This window comes from Mesobacillus sp. S13 (genome assembly GCF_020422885.1).
GTDB lineage: Bacteria > Bacillota > Bacilli > Bacillales > Cytobacillaceae > Mesobacillus > Mesobacillus selenatarsenatis_A.
In genome coordinates this window covers 423,655-440,626 of record NZ_CP084622.1, presented here as the reverse complement: position 1 = coordinate 440,626, position 16,972 = coordinate 423,655, and the positions used below count along the sequence as shown (strand labels likewise).

16 protein-coding genes are annotated in these 16,972 nt (G+C 43.7%); 6 read left to right on the top strand and 10 right to left on the bottom strand.

Annotated features, from left to right (window positions below):
* The first annotated feature begins 98 nt into the window (after positions 1 to 98).
* Positions 99 to 1,175, top strand: a complete 1,077-nt coding sequence (locus tag LGO15_RS02205) for a Gfo/Idh/MocA family protein (protein ID WP_226086509.1) — start codon at positions 99 to 101, stop codon at positions 1,173 to 1,175.
* A 474-nt stretch (positions 1,176 to 1,649) separates the two neighbouring features.
* Here the strand turns inward: LGO15_RS02205 and LGO15_RS02200 are convergent, their stop codons facing one another.
* A complete protein-coding gene (locus tag LGO15_RS02200) occupies positions 1,650 to 1,826 on the bottom strand; it encodes an SE1832 family protein (RefSeq protein WP_167832326.1) in 177 nt (58 codons plus the stop codon).
* A 129-nt stretch (positions 1,827 to 1,955) separates the two neighbouring features.
* Positions 1,956 to 2,066, bottom strand: coding sequence for a DUF378 domain-containing protein (locus LGO15_RS02195; protein ID WP_226086508.1), 111 nt, complete (start codon positions 2,064 to 2,066; stop codon positions 1,956 to 1,958).
* Positions 2,067 to 2,313: 247 nt separating this feature from the next.
* Here LGO15_RS02195 and LGO15_RS02190 point away from each other — a divergent pair, with 247 nt between their 5' ends.
* On the top strand, positions 2,314 to 3,198 hold the full coding sequence (locus tag LGO15_RS02190; RefSeq protein WP_226086507.1) for a MerR family transcriptional regulator: 885 nt from the start codon (positions 2,314 to 2,316) through the stop codon (positions 3,196 to 3,198).
* Between the two features lie 81 nt (positions 3,199 to 3,279).
* On the top strand, positions 3,280 to 5,403 hold the full coding sequence (locus LGO15_RS02185) for an MMPL family transporter (RefSeq protein WP_226086506.1): 2,124 nt from the start codon (positions 3,280 to 3,282) through the stop codon (positions 5,401 to 5,403).
* A 148-nt stretch (positions 5,404 to 5,551) separates the two neighbouring features.
* Here the strand turns inward: LGO15_RS02185 and LGO15_RS02180 are convergent, their stop codons facing one another.
* Positions 5,552 to 7,012, bottom strand: a complete 1,461-nt coding sequence (locus LGO15_RS02180) for a protein adenylyltransferase SelO (protein ID WP_226086505.1) — start codon at positions 7,010 to 7,012, stop codon at positions 5,552 to 5,554.
* 139 nt (positions 7,013 to 7,151) lie between these two features.
* Between LGO15_RS02180 and LGO15_RS02175 the strand changes: the two genes are divergently transcribed.
* A complete protein-coding gene (locus LGO15_RS02175; RefSeq protein WP_226086504.1) occupies positions 7,152 to 7,766 on the top strand; it encodes a hypothetical protein in 615 nt (204 codons plus the stop codon).
* A gap of 635 nt (positions 7,767 to 8,401) precedes the next feature.
* Positions 8,402 to 9,298 (top strand): 3-hydroxyacyl-CoA dehydrogenase, encoded by an 897-nt coding sequence (locus tag LGO15_RS02170; RefSeq protein ID WP_226086503.1) that lies wholly within the window; start codon positions 8,402 to 8,404, stop codon positions 9,296 to 9,298.
* Positions 9,299 to 9,343: 45 nt separating this feature from the next.
* Here the strand turns inward: LGO15_RS02170 and LGO15_RS02165 are convergent, their stop codons facing one another.
* From LGO15_RS02165 to LGO15_RS02145, 5 genes are all read right to left on the bottom strand, one after another.
* Positions 9,344 to 10,864 (bottom strand): UDP-N-acetylmuramoyl-L-alanyl-D-glutamate--2,6-diaminopimelate ligase, encoded by a 1,521-nt coding sequence (locus LGO15_RS02165; RefSeq protein ID WP_226086502.1) that lies wholly within the window; start codon positions 10,862 to 10,864, stop codon positions 9,344 to 9,346.
* Positions 10,865 to 11,266: 402 nt separating this feature from the next.
* Positions 11,267 to 11,878, bottom strand: coding sequence for an NAD(P)H:quinone oxidoreductase (gene wrbA / locus LGO15_RS02160; RefSeq protein ID WP_167832448.1), 612 nt, complete (start codon positions 11,876 to 11,878; stop codon positions 11,267 to 11,269).
* A gap of 60 nt (positions 11,879 to 11,938) precedes the next feature.
* Complete coding sequence (locus LGO15_RS02155; protein WP_167832334.1) at positions 11,939 to 12,922, bottom strand: ring-cleaving dioxygenase; 984 nt, start codon at positions 12,920 to 12,922, stop codon at positions 11,939 to 11,941.
* A 222-nt stretch (positions 12,923 to 13,144) separates the two neighbouring features.
* On the bottom strand, positions 13,145 to 13,426 hold the full coding sequence (locus tag LGO15_RS02150; protein WP_167832335.1) for a GNAT family N-acetyltransferase: 282 nt from the start codon (positions 13,424 to 13,426) through the stop codon (positions 13,145 to 13,147).
* 80 nt (positions 13,427 to 13,506) lie between these two features.
* Positions 13,507 to 14,037 carry a CBO0543 family protein gene (locus LGO15_RS02145; protein WP_226086501.1) on the bottom strand — a complete coding sequence of 177 codons (531 nt, stop codon included), beginning with the start codon at positions 14,035 to 14,037 and terminating at the stop codon, positions 13,507 to 13,509.
* A gap of 157 nt (positions 14,038 to 14,194) precedes the next feature.
* Here LGO15_RS02145 and LGO15_RS24280 point away from each other — a divergent pair, with 157 nt between their 5' ends.
* Positions 14,195 to 14,713 carry a CBO0543 family protein gene (locus tag LGO15_RS24280; RefSeq protein ID WP_318999819.1) on the top strand — a complete coding sequence of 173 codons (519 nt, stop codon included), beginning with the start codon at positions 14,195 to 14,197 and terminating at the stop codon, positions 14,711 to 14,713.
* 87 nt (positions 14,714 to 14,800) lie between these two features.
* Here the strand turns inward: LGO15_RS24280 and LGO15_RS02140 are convergent, their stop codons facing one another.
* The gene (locus tag LGO15_RS02140) at positions 14,801 to 15,772 is read right to left on the bottom strand and encodes a PstS family phosphate ABC transporter substrate-binding protein (protein WP_226086500.1); all 972 of its coding nucleotides are present in this window, start codon (positions 15,770 to 15,772) and stop codon (positions 14,801 to 14,803) included.
* A gap of 102 nt (positions 15,773 to 15,874) precedes the next feature.
* Positions 15,875 to 16,759 (bottom strand): GNAT family N-acetyltransferase, encoded by an 885-nt coding sequence (locus LGO15_RS02135; protein WP_226086499.1) that lies wholly within the window; start codon positions 16,757 to 16,759, stop codon positions 15,875 to 15,877.
* Positions 16,760 to 16,972 lie beyond the last annotated feature (213 nt).

The following is a 16,972-nucleotide window of genomic DNA, read 5'->3' as shown; positions in this document are numbered from 1 at the left end:
CCCTCCTTGGATTGTTTTTCCATCATTATACTATATTGATTTACATTCCTCCCTCCCGGATTTACTATTAAATTAAATTCTGGACAGGGGTGGTATTTTTGGAAAAGTTTAGAGTGGGTATTATCGGAACGGGTTTTGGCGCAAAGGTACATGCACCAATGATGGCTCACCATGCAGGGTTCGACGTTGTGGCATTATCGAGTGTTTCAAGGGGAAACACTGAAGAAGCAAAGAAAGCAAGCGGGATTGAAAACATTTATACTGATTGGCGGAAAATGCTTGATCAGGAGGATCTCGACTTAGTGATCGTCGCTTCTGCCGTGCATTTACATAAAGAAATGGTTGCCGCTGCTTTCGAGAAAGGCGTGCATGTTGTCTGTGAAAAACCAATGGCTTTGAATATCGATGAAACAGAAGAAATGATCACAGAAAGAGACAAGTCGGGTAAATTCGGGCTGATTAACCATGAATTCCGTTTCCTTCCAGCTCGAACTAAGGTAAAAGAAATCCTGGATATCGGGAAACTCGGGAGGATTTTGCACGTCCGTTATCAATGTTCATTTGCCAGCTACACTGGCCTTATTTCAAAACCTCGCGGCTGGCTTGGACAGGAAGACAAGGGCGGCGGAATGCTTGGCGCAATCGGCTCCCATATGACGGATGCTCTTCATTGGTGGATGAACAGCACTTTTAAAGAAGTATTTGCCCAGCTGCCGATCCATGTCCCAACTCAGACTGATGAGCACGGGAACACTGAACATCGGACAGCCGACGATGCTTTCCAAATTATCGGTTCTCTGGAAAACGGGGCAACCGTCACGCTCGAGCTTCTTTCTGCAGCACTCCAGACTGAGCATACATGGCGGCTGGAGATTTTCGGAACGGAAGGAACACTTGTGATGCTGGATGACAACAAAGTCCTGCTTTCTGCAGGGAATTCCGCACTCGAAGAAGTCGAGCTGGCAGCCGATTTAGAGGCTCCTTCCACTATGCCGCAAATCGCAGCACGGTATTATAATGGCTTCCAAAGAGCTTTGGATGCGCTCCATGAAACGCTGCTTTCCGGAACCAAGCATCCCTATCTTGCTGATTTCGGGCATGGACATTCCACTCAAAAAGTATTGGATGCAATCAGGACCTCTGCACGTGAAGGTCGAAAAGTAGAAGTGAATTGATAGATTCGCTGTTTCAAAAGGCATGAGCCAGGGACTTGAGCTGTCTCATGCCTTTTGTTTTTTACATAGAAGACACACCTAATTCTCCGAGTCTTTCATCGGAAAAGCTACCTAGCAGGATATTAATCAAACGTTTGATTAAAAGTGCCTAAAGCTATGGCCGATGGGAAAAATGGGTTTAATCAAACTTTTGGTCAATATTTTTACAGTTTACTTGAATATCTGCTAACCAGGCATGAGCTCGTTTTTTTATCCAGCTCATGCCTATTTATTTTCCTTCGCGATATGGAAGGTTGAGCAGAGAAAGGCAACAAAGCTTTACGAAAGAGGTCTCGCAAAAAGAAAAGCCTGATTCCTTTCCGGAATAGGCTCGGTTTGGTTTTCAATAAATCTGGTTTCTACAGATCAACCGTTGTATTTTAAGGAGCTTTTTTCTACAGATCACGCAGCATTGTACTTTTAAGGAGCTTTTCCCTACAGATCACGCAGCATTGAATTTAAGGAGCTTAATTCCTCTTCAATGGCAGCCAGCCGCTTCTCCAGTGGATGGAGATTCCCTTTTACCGATTCCAGTTTTTCGAGATTATGCTGAAGCTGCAAGTACTCGTCCTTCAGTTCGACTATTTTATATTCAATTTCTTTTTTGTCCATTGTATGAATCCCCCTGTTTTAGCTACTTCTTTCCTTTAGAATAGTCATCCAGAGTCTTTTATTCAAGTTTCCTGGCATACAAAAGGCGTATAGGTTCAATTTCTGTACGCCTTTCCACTGATCTTTTAATCATTTTTGATAAAGAATGATGCTGTAAATTGCTGCGAGCCCTGCAAGGATGTAGACCACTTTAGCGATTGGACTGTCCATGCCCTCGAAAAGACCGCGGCCAAATCCCATTCAAATAATCCAACCAAAAGCAAACTTAAACCGCCGACATTAAGCAATACTAATGAACCACATTCAGAGTTTTCTTTTCGGTACCACCCGTTGTATAATTTTTGTATAATCTTCCGAAATTAATTATACAATTATTATACAAATTCACCAAACACTTTATATATTTGTATAAAACTGTTGATTTAACAGCATTTATCTTGTGTAATTTTTGTATAACTTATCTATAATGAAAAGTGGAGGTGAGGAATTGTATAGCATCAAGCAAGTATCAGAAAAACTAGACATTCCCGCCGTTACGATCAGGGCATGGGAAAACCGTTACAATGTCGTTACCCCTACCAGGACCGAGGGCGGCCATCGATTATATAGCGAAAAGGATCTAAAGACACTCAAGTGGATTAAGACACAAATACAAGAAAAAAACATGAAAATCAGTGACGCAGTCAGGCTGCTGCAGGCATCCCCTCCGGATCCGGATCCGGCTCCTGTCCCGCCTTCATCACAGAATAACAAGTACGAAGAGCTGCATGAAAAGCTATACGAAGCCCTGGTTAATCTTGATACACAGAAGGCAAACCAAATTGCCGATCTCGCTTTTTCTCTGTATGACTATGAAGAGGTGTTCCATCACATATTAGTTCAGGTTTTGTATAAGGTTGGCGATGAATGGGAGAATGGTTCCATTAGCGTGGCTCAGGAACATTTTGCTTCCCAGTTCATTATCAACCGCTGCACCCAATTCCTAAGGATCCTTCCTGTCAATCCCGCACTCCAGAAAGTGCTGGCGTTCTGTCCAGAAGGTGAGCAGCATCAAATCGGATTGATGGTCTTCAGCTTATTTTTAAAGAAGAAAGGCCATGACGTTATTTATTTGGGCCCGAATACGCCATTTGAGGGATTGGCAGAATTGATAACATTGAAGGATGTCAGTGTAGTTGCGATATCGATGACCAACCCAGGTCCAATTGGCAAGGTGGAGGATTGGATTTCTTCCACACTAAAAATAAAGCCATCTTTGAGATTCATTGTTGGTGGCAGCTGCGTCAAAGACTGTCCAAAATCAGAGTCCAAATCTGTGACCTACTCCCTTGGGTTGGATTGGGATAAATGGTATGACTCGTTTATGCGTTGAAATTCATTAACAAAGTTGCCTTTTTTTGCAGAAAAATAGAGTGGTAAGATTAAAATGGAATCTAATTAGGGAGGTTTACTAGTGAAAAAGCTGTTGTATCCAATTACGGATTGGGTTTCAACAAAGCGTGGAATGTGGATTACCATCATTGCCTGGCTGGTCCTAATGGTTGGCTTGAGTGCAGGACCAATGCTCAGTGAATATAAAACAACCAACTTCCAATCGCTTCCTGATGAAGCACAATCAATGATTGCTGAGAAAAAAACGGAAAAACTATTTCCGAATGAACAAGGAACACCGGGAATCCTGGTATTCCATAATAAAAACGGCGACATCAATCTAGATGAAGTCAAAGAAATCCTTACCGGAATCATAGCGGAAGATATCGAGGGAATTGAAACAATCGTTGATATTAGCGCTCTTCCTCCTCAAGCGTTGGGAGGGTTCATCTCAGAGGACGGTTCGACAATGATCGTCCCGATGGAGCTGGAAAAAGGGCTCGGAAACAGCCAGTATTCTGAAATCAATGACAAGGCTCTGGAGACTGGCAATGAAATCACTGAAGACCTTGAAAGCACAGAGTTTTACATTACCGGTCCAGCCGGAATTGCCGGCGACACCGTCAAGCTGTTTGAACAAGCTGACTTTGTCCTGCTGATTGCAACCGTCCTGATTATTTTGATCTTATTAATTGTCATTTATCGTTCACCGCTGCTCGCAATCATCCCGCTGCTTGCGACTGTGATTGTCTATCAGGTCGTCAACCAGAGTGTTGCCTTGATGGGAGCGGGCGGCCTGGAGGTCAGCAGCCAGACATCTTCTATCATGAGTATCCTGCTTTTTGCAGCGGTCATTGACTACTCGCTGTTCGTCTTTTCACGTTATCGCGAGGAACTGAACAAGTATGAAAGCAAATACGAAGCAATGAAATATGCGATGCGCGCAACCGCTGAGCCTGTGTTTTTCGCAGGCGGCACAGTTCTTGCCGCGATGCTCGTCTTATTCTTTGCTGATTTCCGCGATTACCTGAATTTCGCACCTGTTTTTGGGACTGCCATGTTCTTTATCATGATCGCTTCCGTTACCCTGCTGCCAGCTCTATTCACCTTATTTGGCCGCAAAGCATTCTGGCCGAAAGTTCCGAAATACGGCCAGGAAACCGAAGTGAAACATGGAATCTGGGGACCGGTCGCTCGCTTCGTCGTGACCAAACCTGGAATCTCAGGCGGAATCGTTGCCGCATTCTTAGTTCTAACAGCATTCAATGTCTTCAATCTCGACTTTGAATTCGATACCGTAAAAAAATTCCCTGAGGACCTTCCTTCACGAGTCGGCTACGAAATCGTCGAAGCAAGGTATGACAAAGGAGAACTGGCACCGACCACACTAGTGATTGAAAGTGATGAAGCTTTTACTGAGGAAGATACAAAAGCCATCGTTGATCAATGGCAAAGCTATGATGAAATCGCCTCCGTACGGTTGTCTGCTCAAACCGAGGATGCAAGGGCCATGAAGCTTAGTGTTGCGCTATCGATGAATCCGTACTCTACTGAAGCCATTGATTTTATCGGGGATTTGCGCTCGGAAACTCCAGAGTTATTGGAGGAACTATCGATTGATGGGAAAGCATATTATAGCGGGGTCACCGCCAAACTTTTGGACGAGCGGGAAATCAATAACCGTGATATCGTAAAAATCGTCCTTCTCGAAACGGTATTGATCCTGGTTCTTTTATACGCTCTCACTCGCGCGATAAAGATGTCCATTTACATGATGGGAACGATTTTGCTATCCTACCTGTCGGCGCTGGGGCTGGGAATCTTCCTCGTCGACGTCTTGTTCGGCTTCGAAGCCTTAAGCTCGCGTGTCCCAGTCTACGCCTTTATCTTCCTGGTGGCTTTGGGTATCGATTATAACATCATCCTCGCTTCCCGGTTCATCGAAGAGCGTAAGACGCACAAAGTTAAGGACGCCCTTGAAATTGCGATTCGCAATACCGGCGGCGTCATTTCATCCGCAGGTGTCATCCTGGCCGCGACATTCGCAGCGCTGACCACGATGCCAATCGCCGACCTGTTCGTCTTCGGCTTCATCGTCGCAGTCGGCATCCTAATCGACACCTTCCTCGTCCGCGGCATGCTGCTGCCAGCATTGATTCTTTTCTTTGAAAAAGACAAAGAAACATCCGCAGTGGAAGGAAAATAAAACAAAGGCAGTCCCAGCGGCGGGACTGCCTTTATTCGTGTGGTGAACTCCGTTGCAGAACCTTTGACAATGACGGACACTTTTTCAGGATTCCCACATGGTTTTGTCCGTCATACACCTATAACAGCGACATTGCCCTCCTTAACGCTTACGTACCACAAAATGTACGATATGGTCTTGCCGCTGGTGGGGCAGGTTTGCAGTATTCTGCCTGTTCAGCTGAATGCTCATATGGGTTGGCAAGGATTTCGAGCAATTTTACCATGACACTCAAGTCACCGTTTACAGCCGCTTCCAGCGCTTCCTCCACCTTATGATTGCGCGGGATGACGCCTGGATTGCTGTCGCGCATCAGCTCCTGTGAGTCTTCCTTCGATTGCTCCTGGCGACCGAGTCTTTCCTGCCATTTTTCATGCCACTTTTTGAACTCCTCAGCTTCGAACAACTCCGATCCTTCAAGATGGTCAAATGTCAGGGCTTTAAACGTATTCGTAAAATCAGCTTTGTGTTGGTGCATCAGGTTCAATAAATCCGAAATAAGGCTTTTATCTTCTTTTTCCTCATTAAAAATCCCCAATTTCAATCTCATTCCAGATAAGAATTCCAACTCAAATATCTCTGGAAATTCAGATAGAGCTTCCTCTGCCAGCTTTACTGCTTCGTCTTCATTTTGATGCAGCAAGGGCAACAAGGCTTCAGCGAAGCGTGAAAGATTCCAGCCGCCGATATACGGCTGGTTCCCGTAGGCGTAGCGCGCATCCCTGTCGATAGAACTGAAGACGGTCGCCGGATCATACGTATCCATGAATGCACAAGGTCCGTAGTCAATGGTCTCGCCGCTGATCGTCATGTTATCGGTGTTCATGACACCATGGATAAAACCAACATGCTGCCATTTCGCAATCAATGCTGCCTGACGCTTGATTACTTTTTTCAAAAAGGAAAGATAGCGGTTAGCCTCCGCTTCGACCTCAGGGTAATGGCGCTTGATGGCATAATCAGCCAGTGCACGCAGGTCCTCTGTCTTACCCCAGTTCGCGGCAAACTGGAAGGTTCCAACCCTCAGATGGCTTGCTGCCACACGTGTAAGGACTGCCCCGGTCTGCATCGTCTCGCGGATGATTTGCTCTCCCGTTGTTGTTACTGCAAGACTTCTGGTAGTCGGGATTCCCAATCCAACCATCGCTTCACTGATGATAAATTCCCTGAGCATAGGCCCAAGCCCTGCACGACCGTCTCCCCCACGGGAATAAGGTGTCCGTCCTGATCCTTTCAGCTGAATGTCGAACCTCTCACCATCCGGTGTAATTTGTTCGCCCAGCAGCACCGCCCTTCCATCCCCAAGCATGGTGAAATGACCGAATTGATGTCCGGCATATGCCTGGGCAAGTGGAGTTCCACCTTCTGGAATCTCGTTGCCGCCAAACAGAGCAGCACCTTCATCAGCTTGTAAGGCTTCTGGGTTTAGACCCAGCTCTTCCGCAAGCGACTCATTGAAGATCACCACTTCAGGATCTTCTACAGGTGTTGGACTCTGCAGTCTATAAAATATTCCAGATAGGCCCGAATAGCTATTATCGATATTCCAGCCAGGTTGATTGTTCGTCATTTGGATTGCCTCCTTTTTCATACTGCTTTTCACTTAATATACCCTTCACTAATGCAGGAAAGCGGTGTTTAACATAAAAGAATATATACCCAGTACTATCCATATATTTATTTTACATCATTAGGGGAGTGATAAACACATGACAGCTTCTGCAAACTGTAAGAAAAGCCAGCTTCGCTTTGCCTCAACAGCAGCGATTCTTGGCGGTTTTCTCATGGGAGCAAACTGGATATGGCAAGGCTATCTTGACCTGATAGCTGGTGCAGATTCAATCCTTCATGATACCAATCACCTTGCCTATTACGTAAACAACTCCATGTTATTGGTAGCCTCGTGGTTTTTATTGCATGGCCTGTTTGCTTTAAGGCATCAGGATCCAGCTGCAGGAAATTGGGTTTGGAAATTCGGCTTCTTCCTTTCCGCTCTGGGACTCGCTCTTTTCGGCATCGGCACAGCCGGCTTTCTTTTCCACGGCCTGATTGGATTTGGATCCTTGCTCGACTTCATCAACATCAGCACCGGCATCGGCAGCCTCGCCATCCATCTCGGAGCACTTCCACTCGGATTCGCCATCCTCCACCACACCAGCACACCTCGATACAGCTCGCTGCTCTTCATCCTTCAAACGCCCATCGTGATTGTTTACCTTTTTGGACTTGTCCCTTTAAACCCGTTGCTCGCAGGCATCCTGATTGGAGGATTATATGGGAGCGCATGGATCATTATCGGGTCTTATATGCGGAAATACGTTTGATAGCACTAAGTTAGGTAATTTTTTGATACTAGGGGTTTTTCGTGATTTTTCAAGAGACACCAGCGACTTGGATTCAGATGAGGTTAATGGACATTTCAAAAGCAACCGCGGCTGAAATGACCATTAAATCTTATTTAATGGTCATTTTTTGCTCTCCTGCTCCTCAAAATGTCTAAGAAACTCCTTTTTATAGACATTTCCTTACCTCCCACTTCCCAAAATGTCTAAGAAACTCCTTTTTATAGACATTTCCTTCTCTTCCGCTTCCCAAAATGTCTAAGAAACTCCTTTTTATAGACATTTCCTTACCCTTCGCTTCCCAAAATGTCTAAGAAACTCCTTTTTATAGACATTTCCTTACCTTCCGCTTCCCAAAATGTCTAAGAAACGCCCTTTTATAGACATTTCCTTCCCTTCGCTTCCCAAAATGTCTAAGAAACGCATACCTAAAGATATCTTCACCCTTCAAACTCCTCAAAATGTCTAAAAGCAATTCTTTATAGCATTTCTGCCCGTCTTCCTTCCACATATACTAAAATCCAAACCAATAATTGTTTGGTTTCCATATTAAAAAATTACTTTTTAAGAATAATAAATAAGGGTAAATAAATAGTAGTATAGAAAGGAGAATAACCATGAATTATAAAAACATCACTGTCGCCGGAAGCGGCGTTTTAGGAAGCCAGATTGCTTTCCAAACTGCGTATAGCGGTTTTAATGTATCTGTTTACGATATTAGCGACGAGGCAATAGAGGGAGCTAAAAATAGAATCATGCTCCTTAAGCCGCGTTATCAGCAGGATCTTGGTGCTTCTGAACAGGATCTCGATGCGGCCTACAATCGCATTACTTTTTACAGTAATCTTTCCCAAGCTGTAAAAGATGCTGATCTCGTTATCGAGGCTGTCCCTGAGGTTATCGGGATCAAGACTGATTTTTATACAAAACTAGGACAGGCCGCTCCGGAAAAAACAGTGTTTGCAACAAACACTTCTACTCTGCTGCCAAGCCAGTTTGCCGAAGCGACAGGGCGCCCGGAAAAATTCCTCGCTCTGCACTTCGCAAACGAAATCTGGAAAAATAACACCGCCGAAGTCATGATGCATCCTAGCACAGACAAGGCCGTATTTGATGATTTATTGGAATTCGCTAAAGCTATTGGCATGGTCGCCTTGCCATTATACAAAGAGCAGCCAGGCTATATTTTGAATTCATTGCTTGTTCCATTCCTGGAAGCAGGTCAAATGCTGCTGATGAAGGAAGTCGCAGATCCGGAAATAATCGACAAAACCTGGATGATCGCAACCGGAGCACCGAAAGGACCATTCGCAATCCTCGATATCGTCGGGATTACCACAGCCTACAATATCTCCAATGCCAAAGGAGAGGCAGGCGTCCCAGGCTTCAAGGAGCTGGCGGAATTATTGAAAACAGAATACATTGACAAAGGAAAACTTGGTGTTGCAACCGGTGAAGGATTTTACAAGTATCCGAACCCAAGCTATGAGCAGCCAGGTTTCTTGAAAGAGTAAATAGAAAACAGCCTAATCCAATTGAGGATTAGGCTGCTTTTATCTCTACCCTTGGACATACTCCATGCCGAGGCTTTCTTTTTCAAATAGGAAGTAGTTTTGGATGATATCTTTGTCCGAATGCGGGATCCTTTCTCCTTTTACCAGCTGTGCCCCATTGATACACCCGCTGGTCAGGACAATCAAATCCTGTTCACTGCTTAGATTTAGAGCGGCCAGGACACCTTCATGACGAGTAGGCGCTCTATGAATATTGCCAGCGCGCGGATTTTTAAAACCGCTAAGAACCTTATTGATAATATCCTCCGGATCATGAAAGCCCGGGTGATCAACCGAAACCACGATTTCATCGGCTTCCCCTTCAATTGCCTGGGCCATTTGCGGCATCTTCTCCCAATCCCTGATCCCGATTCCCGCGATCATCACAATCAGGCGGCGGTGAGGCATTTTTTTCACCTCTTTTATCAGGTTTTTCAAGGCAGGAGGCGTGTGTGCATAATCAAGGATGATGTTGCGATTGCCATATTCCTGCAACACTTCAAGCCTGCCTTCAGGGCTTTCAAGCATCGTAATGGCCGGGAGAATCTCCTGGACTGTGAACCCGGAATGCAGCGCAGTACATACTGCCGCCAAAAGGTTAGCGACATTATAATTGCCGAAAACCGGAGCCCTGACGATATAAGACTCTCCTCTGACGACCATTTCAAAAACTGTCCCTGCTTCAGACATTTTTAAGTTGCTTGCTTTCACGTCAGCCTTAGCATTTTTATCAAGGCTGTAGGTCAGCACCGGACCGTTGAAAATTTCCAGAATTTCATCTGACATTCCTTCATCATCCATATTCACCACAGCTTGTTTTGCCTGGCGGAAAAGCTTTAGCTTAGCTTTGCGATAATTTTCAAATGTTTGATGGAATTCAAGGTGTTCAGGGGTCAGGTTGGTATGTATGGCAACATCAAAAGTGATTCCCTCTACCCGCTTCTGTTCAATGGCCACAGAGGTTACCTCCATTGAAGCAAGTTCATCACCCTGAAGATGCATTTGATTGAAAATCGAATGTAAATCAATGGATTCAGGTGTGGTCGGAGTTGTCTGGCTGAATTCAATCCGGCCCTTTGAAGTAAACATGCCAATCGTTCCAATATATCCGCTCGGCATGCCCAAATTTGTCATCAGCGACTTCACATATGCGGCAACAGTGGTTTTTCCATTCGTACCTGTGACCCCCACCGTTTGGATTTTTTCATGTACCCGGCCATGAAAGATGATGGAGATATTCGCCAGGAAGCTTCGCGCGTTTTCAGTTAAAATGAATGTCACTTCGGGATACTGCTGAGACCCTTCCTCAAGCCGCTCAGGGTTCTCACCTACAATGACAGCGGCTCCCTTCACAATGGCTTCTTTTATATATAAATGGCCATCATGGTTTTCCCCGCTCATGCAGACAAACATCGATTCCTTTGTCACTTTCCTTGAATCATAACAAATAGCTGATACTTCCTGATCCGTTTTCCCCCAAATCCTCTTAATTGAAAGCTGGCTGTGTTGTTTGAAATGAATATACATACTTTCTCTCCTTTTGAGTGGAATATCGTTGAAAGGTTATCGGTGGATAGTCATCGTGGAGCAAAAACTGGAGATGCGGATTTTACTATTTAGTCTGCGTTTTTTTCCCAATCCTAGTCAGTCAGACTTTACTCTTTACCCAAAAGAAAAGTGGATACTCCCTTCTCGGCACATCCGTTACCTGCTTTTTGTTCATTCTTTCAGGTCCATCCTTCTGGCATCCTTTCAATTTCCAGCAAATTTGTTAGCTCATCACTTTGCGCATTTTTCAGTTTCCCTAAAAATCGCCCAATGCAGTTGCATGTACGAAAGCTTCACTCACATACGAATACAGCCTTTTTCAACACAAAAAGACAAAAAGACGAACAGTCCAAAACTGTTCGCCTTTTAAAAATTTTTCTATTATTGATTTCCGTTCTTAACCCAACCAGCAACCGTTACAGTGCGTTTAGCCTGATATTTGACCGCAGCTTCGACGTCTTCGATCATGTTGCCGTCCTGGTCGACGGTTACGCTTGTGCCGTATGGATTGCCGCCGGCACCGAATGTCACGGGATCGCTGTAGCCAGGGGCCGCAACGATTGCACCCCAATGATACATTGTTGTGTAAAGTGACAAGATGGTCGCTTCCTGCCCGCCATGCGGGTTTTGTGCAGAGGACATGGCGCTTACGACTTTGTTCACTAGCTTACCTTGAGCCCAGAGGCCGCCTGTTGTATCAAGGAATTGCTTCATTTGAGACGGCATGTTTCCGAATCGTGTTGGAACGCTGAAGATGATAGCGTCTGCCCATTCAAGATCATCAGGAGTCACTTCAGGGATATCCTTTGTTTTTTCAACAGTCGCTTTCCATGCTTCATTGCCTTCGATTGCTGATTCTGGCGCTAATTCCTTCACTTTAAAAACCTTCACTTCCGCTCCAGCTTCTTTAGCACCTTCTGCAGCCCAATTCGATAGCTGTACATTCGTTCCACCCATGCTGTAAAAAATTACGGCTAATTTGACCATTTGGATTGCCTCCCTTATTTTTTGATACATTAAGGTATTTCCACTAATCGCCTATGGCAAACTCGCTTATAGATACTCTTTTTCAATATTACGTGTGCTGCGGACTGTATCGATTGGGCGCACAAAGTCCTCAATCTGCTCCCGCTTCGATTCAAGGAACGGCGGCAATGACAATTTTTCACCGAGAGTTTCGTATGGTTCGTCACCCATGAAGCCCGGTCCGTCTGTTGCCCATTCGAACAAGATACCCGGTGCAACGCGGGCATACAAGGATTCAAAGAAGAATCGGTCAACATAACCAGATGTGCCGAACCCAGCACCCTTCATATGATCGATCCACTCATAAAGAACCGATGTGTCGGCAACACGGAATGCTGTGTGATGCACGGTACCGAAGCCCTGGCGGCCAGCTGGAAGAACTTTGTTATCCTCCACAATGACCTGCGCACCGTTCCCGCCTTCACCCATTTCAAAAAGATGCAGGGAACCTTCCTGTCCGACTTCACGCATATGCATGACTTTTTCCAGTACCTCTTTAAAATAGTCAAAGCGTGAGATCCGGATATGGATTGGTCCTAAACCTGTGATTGCGTACTCCAGCGGAACAGGTCCGTTTTGCCAAGGAGTCCCCGAAGCTACCCCTTCATTGAACTCATCCGATATCAGCATGTATTGCTGATCATCAAAATCGACGAATGAAAGAGTCTTTTTACCGAACAATTCCTTGATGCCCGTATGCTTGACGTCATATTTATCGAATCGCTTCACCCAGTAATCGAGGGCATCATCTGTCGGCACACGGAAGCCCGTTTTATAAATCTCATCCGTTCCATGTGACCCTTTTGGGATTCCCGGAAAATCGAAGAACGTCATATCTGTGCCTGCTGACCCTTTATCGTCCGCGAAAAATAAATGATAGGTGCGGATATCATCCTGATTGACCGTCTTTTTGACAAGGCGCATTCCCAGAACATAAGTGAAGAACTCATAGTTCTTCTCCGCACTGCTGGTGATGGCCGTAACATGGTGAATTCCTTTTAACTCGTTCAAGTTGTCTCCCCCTTTATCTCGAAACCGAGATATTAATCCAAAAAATATCTATTCTTACTTTATCCTTAACAACTTTGAAAAAAACATAATATCTTGAATTCGAGATAATTTTATCATGTGGATAGTTTAAATGTCAACCTGGACAAAAGCGCAAGTGCTCCCTAACAATCGCCGCACACGTACAAGGGCAAAAGCCTTTGAGCTGACCCAAAGGCTTTCAGGCTATTTCTTTAGAACTTCCTTGTACTCCGATTTCCTCTCGAATTCTTTTTGCGCAAAGGAACAGACCGGCTCGACTTTCAATCCTTCATTTTTGGCCTTTTCCACAACTTGGCGAACCAATTCCTCTGCTACTCCTTGGCCGCGGTTTGCAGGATCGACGCCTGTATGGTTAATGATGAGAACATCATCGCCATCACGAGTATAAGTCACTTCCCCTACCTCAAGTCCATCTGCATCCTTTGCAACAAAACGACCATCTTCTTCTGTATATTCAAAAGACATAATTATCCTCCTTATGGTAAAACCTTTTCTTCCTCTTATTCCCGCCAAAGAAGAGATTACTCGTCTTTCTACAATTTTTCCTAACGAAAAACTTTAGAAGGTACATCAAAAGTATTCCACAGAAAAACAATAAAAACAGCCGAGAAGATCCAGGCTAATAGCGGTCTATGAAAATGAACTTTCAATATAAAGAACATGACCGCATTAAAAAGAACGGACCAGCCAATATTCCAGCCATTGTAGTATTTGATTAAATGGAAATGCCAGTCGATCGTTTCATTGATATAATAAACCATCACCCATGCTAAATAATAAAACCATTTCATGAAGAGGCCTTGCCTGGGAAAATGAGCTAAATAGGCAAGAACTGTCGCAGGATATTTTAATAACATAATTGAAAACGAAATATGCGTATTGGTGATTCCTATTTCCCTGTCTGCAGATGAGGGTACATATTTCCACATTGGATAATGATCAGACAATAAGTACATGTAAATAAAATCACCGAGCATAAAGAATAGGATAGTCGGATAGTACCTTCTCCAGTTCCTCCAATCCCCCAATATTATTAAGATGCCCAGCCAAAAAATCGCATAAATCGCATTCGTCATGGTTTTGCCTCACAAATCATTATTTACAAATAAAGGAAACTATCATCTATTATACCCATTCCACTGATGATTATATCTACATCCAGTTATTTGCTGGGAATAATCTAATCTACAGGAGGAATGATACAAAAGATTATCAGTCGGGAGGTCCTGCCTTATGAGAAGAAACGCCGAAAAAAATACACTAAGAATCCTTTTCGTTCTAGGTATCTTGTTTTTCTTTCAACTGATAAGAAAGCCTCCTGTTAAGGATTGGCTGATTATTTTCTTTTTAAAAAGTTATATTGCCTCCTTCATAGATAACTTACTAGTCAAGAAAGGGTATTTGAAATACCCAGTCTCCCTTTTTAAAACTTTTGATATCAGCGTGCTTTTCAGTTATCTCATTTTCCCCGTAACCTGCATCTATTTTAATCAGGCTACCGAAAAATCTGGTCCATTATCGACTTTTTTAAAATTAATATTGTTTTCCGTTCCATCAACACTCGCGGAAAATTGGCTTGAGAAAAATACAAATTTAATTCAATACAAAAAGAATTGGACATCCCTTCACAGCTTATTCTCGATCTCAGCCACTTTTCTCTTGGTAAAACTTTTAATGGCCGGGGTTAGGAAATTAGCAATCAACTCTGAAATTGAAATGACTAATCAAATAAAACAAGCAGGAGAACAATGATGAAGTTCCCCTGCTTTCTTTTTGCTTATTTAAGTTGTCATTTCGAGTTCTTCTAGTTCAGCTTTGCTTATTTCAAGTCAACTTTGTTTATTTCAAGTCTTCCAGTTCTGCTAATGTCGCCTGGATGTCTTCGTCAGACAGTGGAGCGAATCCTGTTTCAGCTGCAACATCCTGTGCATTTTCCATCGTGTAGATTGCATAGTCAAGCACTTGTGCTTTCTCTTTTGCATTATTTACATTCAAGTATGTGAAAACCGGACGTGTGAATGGAGCGTATTTTCCATCTTCCTTGATCGATTCAAGAGAAGGTTCAATAGGACCGTTACCGAAATCCACTTTTACAGCAGACAATTTGTCTTTGTTGCTTGCATAATATCCATATCCGAAGAAACCGATACCGTTCTTGTCTTTTGATACTAGATCAACAAGGGTTGCATAGTCCTGCTGAAGATTGATACCTTCTACAAGATCTTTTTCCTCGAGGATTTTTTCGAACATGAACTCATATGTCCCGTGGTTTTCGTTAGGGCCGTAAGTCTTAATCTCTTCAGCTGGGAAGTCAGCGCGGACATCAGACCACTTTTTCTTTCCGCCTTCAGCCAGGAAGATATCAACGATTTCTTCTTTTGTCAGTTCCTTAGCCCAATCATTCTCTTTATTAATAACGATGGTAATACCATCTAAAGCTACTTTCATTTCTTTTACATCGATACCTAGCTCTTCAGCTTGTGCTTTTTCTTCATCTTTAATCTGGCGTGATGCATCATTGTAGTCTGTTCCATCTTCAACTAGGAATTTCTTGAATCCGGCAGAAGTTCCAGAGCGGCTTACTTCTACAGAGACATCTTCTTGTTTGCTCATATAGTTCTCAGCCATTTTTGCCATGAAAGGGTAAACCGTACCTGAACCATCAATTACGACGCTGCCTTCAAGTTGAGTTTCAGTTTCATTAGAACCATTTGTCGCTTCTGCGTTGCTTTCTCCATCCGAACAAGCTGTTCCGAAAGCCATTACACCAGCAAGCATAGTAAACATCGCTAACTTTTTAAAACTCTTCATTCCTTAATTCCCCCTAATATTATGTCCCTTGCTACAAGAACAAGATTACTAGAGAGTTATTAATGTGATTTTAAGGAGTTGTAAATAAATCGAAAAGGATTGTTAAGAATTGTAAAGCTCTTTGACCATCCAAACTTGCTCTTCCCATTGTTCAAATCCACATTCAGCTAATAATTCCAATAGCTCAGTATTCTCTTCGGGCGTATTGACCGTCGTTCTTTGAAGAGTCCTGTCCAGCGGAGAGAAAGAATATTTCAGAAGCGCCTTCATGATATCTTGCCGATCGTCCCGGCCTTTCGCGACTTCCAGCTGCAGCAGACCAATATTTGAAACTGTTCCCTCTTTATAAAACTTTTTAAAAAGAGAGTAACCCGCAATCTCGTTTTGCTCATCCCACAGGATAACTGCATTCCCACCGTGAACATTGTCTCTATGATTTTGCCAAGAGGTTTCATGCCGGTAAAAATTAACCCGGCTTAATTCAATCGGTGCTACGTGCTCGGCATGATAAGTCGCGGTGTTGTTAAATATGCCTTCTGGAAATTGCTCATTATACTGAAGGAATTTCATCTTCTTAACGAGCTTAAAACCAAGAGATTGATATATTTGAATGGCACCTTCATTTCTGGAAATCGCCTCGAGAGTTGCGTACTTCACCTGGTTCTCCCTGTAAATATCCAGTGCCGTATTCATCAGTTGCTTCCCTATCCCCTTTCCCCTCAGCTCCTTCGCTACCCCGGTCCCGCCATTCCAGGCAATCACCTCACCATTCATTCTCTTGATACCGCTTAGCACTATTCCGGCAGGCTTGCCTTCATAGTAAGCAACAACAGAGTGCTCCGGCGAAATCCCTTCCAGTCCGAAGCGGCTCGCAAATGTCTCAATCGTTTTTGCCTGGTCGTAAAAATAACCTTCAAACCCTCGATTATAAGCCTCTACTCCATCTTTTAACGGACAATCACTTAACCTCTTGATTTCGACTTTCATGAAAAATCCCTCCTTAGATTTTTAAAATAAACCGACTGGTTAGTTTATTTTATGATTTATTTTCATAAAATTGCAAAAATATTTTTCGACAGCATCCAAACTTTTCATTACGGAGGAACTTCTATATGCTTTTACTAAAGGATGTGATTTGATGGATTATGTACTGGAAACTACCAATACTGAGCAAACCATCACATTAGAAGAAGCCATTCA